The sequence below is a fragment of the Melaminivora alkalimesophila genome (assembly GCF_000282995.1).
Taxonomy (GTDB): domain Bacteria; phylum Pseudomonadota; class Gammaproteobacteria; order Burkholderiales; family Burkholderiaceae_C; genus Melaminivora; species Melaminivora alkalimesophila.
Genome location: NZ_ALEE01000232.1, coordinates 1 through 6,348 on the forward strand (window position 1 = coordinate 1; position 6,348 = coordinate 6,348).

Annotated in this window: 7 protein-coding genes and 1 tRNA gene; all 8 read right to left on the reverse strand. The window is 67.4% G+C overall.

The window, feature by feature from the left end:
- Positions 1 to 1,267, reverse strand: a 1,267-nt coding sequence (gene nuoG / locus A612_RS04115) for an NADH-quinone oxidoreductase subunit NuoG (protein ID WP_019373288.1), incomplete at its 3' end; no start/stop codon positions are given.
- Positions 1,268 to 1,282: 15 nt separating this feature from the next.
- Complete coding sequence (gene nuoF / locus A612_RS04120; RefSeq protein WP_019373289.1) at positions 1,283 to 2,641, reverse strand: NADH-quinone oxidoreductase subunit NuoF; 1,359 nt, start codon at positions 2,639 to 2,641, stop codon at positions 1,283 to 1,285.
- A complete protein-coding gene (nuoE, locus tag A612_RS04125; protein ID WP_019373290.1) occupies positions 2,638 to 3,129 on the reverse strand; it encodes an NADH-quinone oxidoreductase subunit NuoE in 492 nt (163 codons plus the stop codon). The genes nuoF and nuoE overlap by 4 nt, the downstream gene beginning before the upstream one ends.
- Entirely contained in the window at positions 3,126 to 4,379 is a 1,254-nt protein-coding gene (locus A612_RS04130) for an NADH-quinone oxidoreductase subunit D (protein WP_019373291.1), read from the reverse strand. Before A612_RS04130 ends, nuoE begins: the two co-directional genes overlap by 4 nt.
- 28 nt (positions 4,380 to 4,407) lie before the next feature.
- Positions 4,408 to 5,016, reverse strand: coding sequence for an NADH-quinone oxidoreductase subunit C (locus A612_RS04135; RefSeq protein ID WP_019373292.1), 609 nt, complete (start codon positions 5,014 to 5,016; stop codon positions 4,408 to 4,410).
- Between the two features lie 11 nt (positions 5,017 to 5,027).
- A complete protein-coding gene (locus A612_RS04140; RefSeq protein ID WP_019373293.1) occupies positions 5,028 to 5,507 on the reverse strand; it encodes a NuoB/complex I 20 kDa subunit family protein in 480 nt (159 codons plus the stop codon).
- Positions 5,508 to 5,538: 31 nt separating this feature from the next.
- Positions 5,539 to 5,898 (reverse strand): NADH-quinone oxidoreductase subunit A, encoded by a 360-nt coding sequence (locus tag A612_RS04145; protein WP_019373294.1) that lies wholly within the window; start codon positions 5,896 to 5,898, stop codon positions 5,539 to 5,541.
- Between the two features lie 76 nt (positions 5,899 to 5,974).
- Positions 5,975 to 6,059: transfer RNA gene (locus A612_RS04150), tRNA-Leu, on the reverse strand.
- Positions 6,060 to 6,348 lie beyond the last annotated feature (289 nt).

Consider the following 6,348-nt stretch of genomic DNA (forward strand, 5'->3'; position numbering starts at 1 on the left):
TGGCGGGCGCCAGCAGGGTGTGCTCCACCGGCATCGCCCAGTCGTACGTCACGGCGTTGATGGCCATCACGCAACCGCCCACCCGCGCCGCCTGGCGGATGCGCTGGGCGAACAGCGGATGGTCCTTGCGGACGTTGGAGCCCACCACCAGCACCGACTGCAGCGTGCTCAGGGCCGCAATGGGCATGCCCAGCCAGCGCACACCGGCGGCCGGCGCAAACTCCGCATGGCGCAGGCGGTGGTCGATGTTGTCGCTGCCCAGGCCGCGCACCAGGCGCGCCGCGAGGTGCAGCTCCTCGAGCGTGCTGTGCGGACTCACCAGGGCGCCGATGGCCTGCGCGCCGTGCTCGGCACGGATGTTCTGCAGGCCGTTGGCCACATATTCGAGCGCCGTCTGCCAGTCCACCTCGGCCCACTGGCCGCCCTGCTTGAGCATCGGGCGCGTGAGGCGTGCCTCGCCGTTCAGCGCCTCGTAGGAGAAGCGATCACGGTCGGCCAGCCAGCACTCGTTGACCTCCTCGTTCTGCAGGGGCAGCACGCGCATGACGCGGTGGTTCTTGACCTGCACGATCAGGTTGGCTCCCGTGGAGTCGTGCGGGCTGACCGATTTGCGGCGCGACAGCTCCCAGGTGCGGGCGCTGTAGCGGAAAGGCTTGCTGGTCAGCGCGCCCACCGGGCACAGGTCGATGACATTGCCCGACAGCTCGGAGTCGATGGTGTCGCCCACCACCGTGGTGATCTCGGCATGCTCGCCGCGGTTGACCATGCCGAGCTCCATGACCCCAGCGATCTCCTCGCCGAAGCGCACGCAGCGGGTGCAGTGGATGCAGCGCGCCATCTCCTCCATGGAGACCAGCGGCCCGACATCCTTGTGGGTCACGACGCGCTTTTCCTCGCCGTAGCGCGAGCTGCCCATGCCGTAGCCCACCGCCAGGTCCTGCAGCTGGCACTCGCCGCCCTGGTCGCAGATCGGGCAATCCAGCGGGTGGTTGATGAGCAGGAACTCCATCACCGACTGCTGGGCCTTGATCGCGCGCTCGCTCTTGGTGTGCACCACCATGCCCTGGGTGACGGGGGTGGCGCAGGCCGGCAGGGGCTTGGGCGCCTTCTCCACGTCCACCAGGCACATGCGGCAGTTGGCCGCAATCGAGAGCTTCTTGTGGTAGCAGAAATGGGGAATGTAGGTGCCCGCCTTCTCGGCCGCATGCATCACCATGCTGCCCTCGGGCACCTCCACCTTCTTGCCGTCCAGTTCAATTTCAACCATATGCTTGTTGCCCCATCAGGCGGCCACTGCGGCCTGCTTGCTGGCGGCCTCGATCTTGGCCACGAACTCGTGCCGGAAATGCTTGATCATGGCGCGCACCGGCATGGCGGCCGCATCGCCCAGCGCGCAGATGGTGCGGCCCATGATGTTGAAGGCCACGGAGTCGAGCAGCTCGATGTCCTCCGGACGGCCCTGTCCGTGCAGGATGCGGTCGACCACGCGCCACAGCCAGCCCGTGCCCTCGCGGCAGGGCGTGCACTGCCCACAGGACTCGTGCATGTAGAAATACGACAGCCGCAGCAGCGACTCCACCATGTCGCGCGAGTCGTCCATGACGATCACCGCGCCCGAGCCGAGCATGGAGCCGGCCTTGGCGATGGAGTCGTAGTCCATGGTGCACTCCATCATGATGGCGGCCGGCAGCACCGGCGCCGAGGAGCCGCCCGGGATCACCGCCTTGAGCTGGCGCCCCTTGCGCACGCCGCCGGCGAGCTCGAGCAGCTTGGGAAACGGCGTGCCCATCGGCACCTCGTAGTTGCCCGGCAGCTCCACGTCGCCCGAGACCGAGAAGATCTTGGTGCCGCCATTGTTGGGCTTGCCGCACTCCAGGTACGCCTGGCCGCCGTGGCGGATGATCCAAGGCACCGCCGCGAAGGTCTCGGTGTTGTTGATGGTGGTCGGCTTGCCGTACAGGCCATAGCTCGCGGGAAAGGGCGGCTTGAAGCGCGGCTGGCCCTTCTTGCCCTCCAGCGACTCGAGCAGGGCCGTCTCTTCCCCACAGATGTAGGCGCCGAAGCCGTGGTGCGCGTGCAGCTGAAAGCTGAAGGCGCTGCCCAGGATACCGTCCCCCAGGTAGCCCGCCGCGCGCGCCTCTTCCAGGGCCGCCTCGAAGCGCTCGTAGACCTGGAAGATCTCGCCGTGGATGTAGTTGTAGCCCACCGAGATCCCCATGGCGTAGGCCGCGATCGCCATGCCCTCGATGACGATGTGCGGGTTGTACATCAGGATGTCGCGGTCCTTGAAGGTGCCCGGCTCGCCCTCGTCGGAGTTGCACACCAGGTACTTCTGCCCGGGGAACTGCCGCGGCATGAAGCTCCACTTCAGACCCGTCGGAAAGCCCGCACCGCCGCGCCCGCGCAGGGCGGACTCCTTGAGCGCGGCGATGACCTGGTCCTGCGTCATGCCCCCGCCGCCGTCGGCGCCCAGGATCTTGCGCAGCGCCTGGTAGCCGCCGCGCGCCTCGTAGTCCTTGAGGCCCCAGTTGCGTCCGTCGAGGCCGGCGTAGATCTGCGGCTCGATGTGGCGGCCGTGGAAGCAGCTCTGCTCGCCGGTGGCGAGGAACTGCTGAAGAAACTGTGCTGCAGCCTGGCTCATGCCTGCCCTCCGGTGCTGCGCAGGCCCTCGACCAGCTGCTCGAGCCGCTCGCCTTCCATGAAGCTGCACATGTTGCGGTCGTTCACCAGCATCACCGGCGCATCGGCGCACGCGCCCAGGCATTCGCACTGCTGCAGCGTGAACATCCCGTCCGCGGTGGTCTCGCCCATGGCGATGCCAAGCTTGGCCTCCAGCGCGCGCAGCGTCTGCAGCCCGCCGCGCAGTTGGCACGGCAGGTTGGTGCACACCGCCAGCTTGTACTTGCCCACTGGCTGCTGGTTGTACATGTTGTAGAAAGTGGTGACCTCGTGCACCGCGATCTCGGGCATGCCCAGGTACTCGGCGATCTGCGCCTCGGCCTCCTGGGTGATGTGGCCCTGCTCCTGCTGCACGATGGCCAGGCAGGCCATGACGGCCGACTGCCGGTGTTCGGCGGGGTACTTCGCCACCTCGCGCGCAAAGCGCTCCTTGGTCGCTTCGGTAATCATCGGTCAATCTCTCCGAACACGATGTCCATGGTGCCGATGATGGCGACGGCATCGGCAATCATGTGTCCGCGCACCACCTCGTCGAAGGCCGCCAGGTGCGCAAAGCCGGGGGCGCGGATCTTCAGCCGGTAAGGCTTGTTGGCGCCATCGCTGACGATGTAGATGCCGAACTCGCCCTTGGGGTGCTCCACGGCCGCGTAGGCCTCGCCCTCGGGCACGCGAAAGCCCTCGGTGAACAGCTTGAAGTGGTGGATCAGGTCTTCCATCCCCGACTTCATGCGCTCCCGCGGCGGCGGCGCCACCTTGCGGTTGTCCGTGATCACCGGGCCGGGGTTGGCCCGCAGCCACTGGATGCACTGCTGGATGATGCGGTTGGACTGGCGCATCTCGTTGACGCGCACCAGGTAGCGGTCGTAGCAGTCGCCCGTCACGCCCACCGGCACGTCGAACTCCAGACGGTCGTAGACCTCGTAGGGCTGCTTCTTGCGCAGGTCCCAGGCCACGCCCGAGCCGCGCAGCATCGGGCCGGTCATGCCGAGGTTCAGGGCGCGCTCGGGCGAGATCACGCCGATGCCCACGGTGCGCTGCTTCCAGATGCGGTTGTCCGTGAGCAGCGTCTCGTACTCGTCCACGCAGGCAGGAAAGCGCTGGGTGAAGTCCTCGATGAAGTCCAGCAGCGAACCCTGGCGGTTGCGGTTGAGCTCCTCGGCCGAGCGCGCGCTGCGCACCTTGCCGGGCTGGTGCTGCGGCATGGAGTCGGGCAGGTCGCGGTAGACGCCACCCGGGCGGAAATAGGCGGCATGCATGCGCGCGCCGGACACCGCCTCGTAGATGTCGAACAGGTCCTCGCGCTCGCGGAAGGTGTAGAGCAGCATGGTCGAGGCGCCGCAGTCGTGCCCGTGCGAGCCCAGCCACATGAGATGGTTCATCAGGCGCGTGATCTCGGAGAACATCACGCGGATGTACTGCGCGCGCAGCGGCACCTCGATGCCCAGCAGCTTCTCGATGGCCAGGCAGTAGGCGTGCTCGTTGCTCATCATCGAGACGTAGTCCAGCCGGTCCATGTAGGGCAGCGACTGGAGGTAGGTCTTGTGCTCGGCGAGCTTCTCGGTCGCGCGGTGCAGCAGCCCGACGTGCGGGTCGGCGCGCTGCACCACCTCGCCGTCGAGCTCGAGCACCAGGCGCAGCACGCCGTGCGCCGCCGGGTGCTGCGGGCCGAAGTTCAGGGAATAGTTCTTGATGTCAGCCATGGATCGTTCCACTGGGCGGCGGGCGCCTTCAGTGCAGGCCCCCGTAGTTGTCCTCGCGGATGACGCGCGGCGTGAGCTCGCGCGGCTCGATGGAGACCGGCTCATACACCACGCGCCGCAGCTCGGGGTCGTAGCGCATCTCGACGTGGCCCGACAGCGGGAAGTCCTTGCGGAACGGGTGGCCGATGAAGCCGTAGTCAGTCAGGATCCGGCGCAGGTCGTTGTGCTCCTCGAACACGATCCCGAACAGGTCGAAGGCCTCGCGCTCGAACCAGTTGGCCGCGTCCCAGATGCCGGTCACCGAGGGCAGGACGGGGAAATCGTCGTCCGGGCAGAACACCTTCACGCGCACCCGCTGGTTCAGCGAGACCGACAGCAGGTGCGAGACCACGGCGTAGCGCGGGCCCTCGGTGCCGACGTTGCCGTAGGTGGAATAGTCGACCGCGCACAGGTCGATCAGCTGCTCGAAGCGGCAGGCCGGCGCATCGCGCAGCGTGCGCATCGCCTCCAGGTAATGGGCGTGCGGCACCACCACCGTCACCTCGCCCCGGGAGAGGCTGACTTCGCGCGCGCGCTCGCCCAGCGCGGCAGCCACCGCATCGCGCAGGGCCTCGGGTGCAATCGCAATGTTCGACATGCTCTCTTCCCTCATGCGCGGGCGATGGTGTGGGTGCGGCGGATCTTCTGCTGCAGCTGGATGATCCCGTAGATCAGCGCCTCGGCCGTGGGCGGGCAGCCCGGCACGTAGACGTCCACCGGCACGATGCGGTCGCAGCCGCGCACCACCGAGTAGCTGTAGTGGTAGTAGCCGCCGCCGTTGGCGCAGGAACCCATGGAGATCACCCAGCGCGGCTCGGCCATCTGGTCGTAGACCTTGCGCAGCGCCGGCGCCATCTTGTTGCACAGCGTGCCGGCGACGATCATCAGGTCGGACTGGCGGGGGCTGGCGCGAAACACCTCGGCCCCGAAGCGGGCCAGGTCGTAGCGGGCCGCCGCCGCGTGCATCATCTCGACCGCGCAGCAGGCGAGGCCAAAGGTCATGGGCCACAGCGAGCCGGTCTTGGCCCAGTTCACCACCGAGTCGTAGCTCGTGGTGATGAAGCCTTCCTTCATCACACCATCAATCATCACGTCATTCCTTTGAGCAGCCGCCGGCCCGTCATTCCCAGTTCAGGGCGCCCTTCTTCCACTCGTAGACGAAGCCCACCACCAGGATCGCCAGGAAGACCAGCACGGCAACGAACCCGGTCATGCCCACGTCCTGCAGGCTCACGGCCCACGGAAAGAGGAAGGCGATCTCCAGGTCGAACAGGATGAAGAGGATGGCCACGAGGTAGTAGCGCACATCGAACTTCATGCGCGCGTCATCGAAGGCCTCGAAGCCGCACTCGTAGGGGGAATTCTTTGCCGGGTCCGGGCGGCGCGGCCCGAGGATGTAGCCCAGCAGCAGGGGCACCACGCCCACGCCGGCACCCACCAGGAGGAAGAGGAGAACCGGGAGGTACTGATCGAGATTCATCGGAGCGCCTTCTCACCGCTGAAAAGCCGCCCCGCCTGGGCCGCACAGCGACCCGGACAAGGCGGCCTCTTGTGATTGGTGCCGTCGGCGAGACTCGAACTCGCACAGCTTTCGCCACTACCCCCTCAAGATAGCGTGTCTACCAATTCCACCACGACGGCTGTTGCAGAGATCCGGACCGGCGCTGCGCAAAAGGTGCTGCGAAGCAAGTCCGGACAGACGACGATTCTAACCCGGAAAAACCCTGTCACATGCCTGGCGGCCGCATTTTTTGCGCCGCCGGGCGCGGGCTCACTTGGTCGGGATCTGGGCCGCGCCGGCGGCGGGCGCCTCGGGGGGCGTGTCGGCCGGCGGCTGGGCATCCGGCGCCGGCTGCGCGTCGGTGCTGGCGGCGGGTTCGGCCGGTGCCGGTGTTGCCGGCGCGGCCGGCACGGCTGCAGCCGGCGCCTC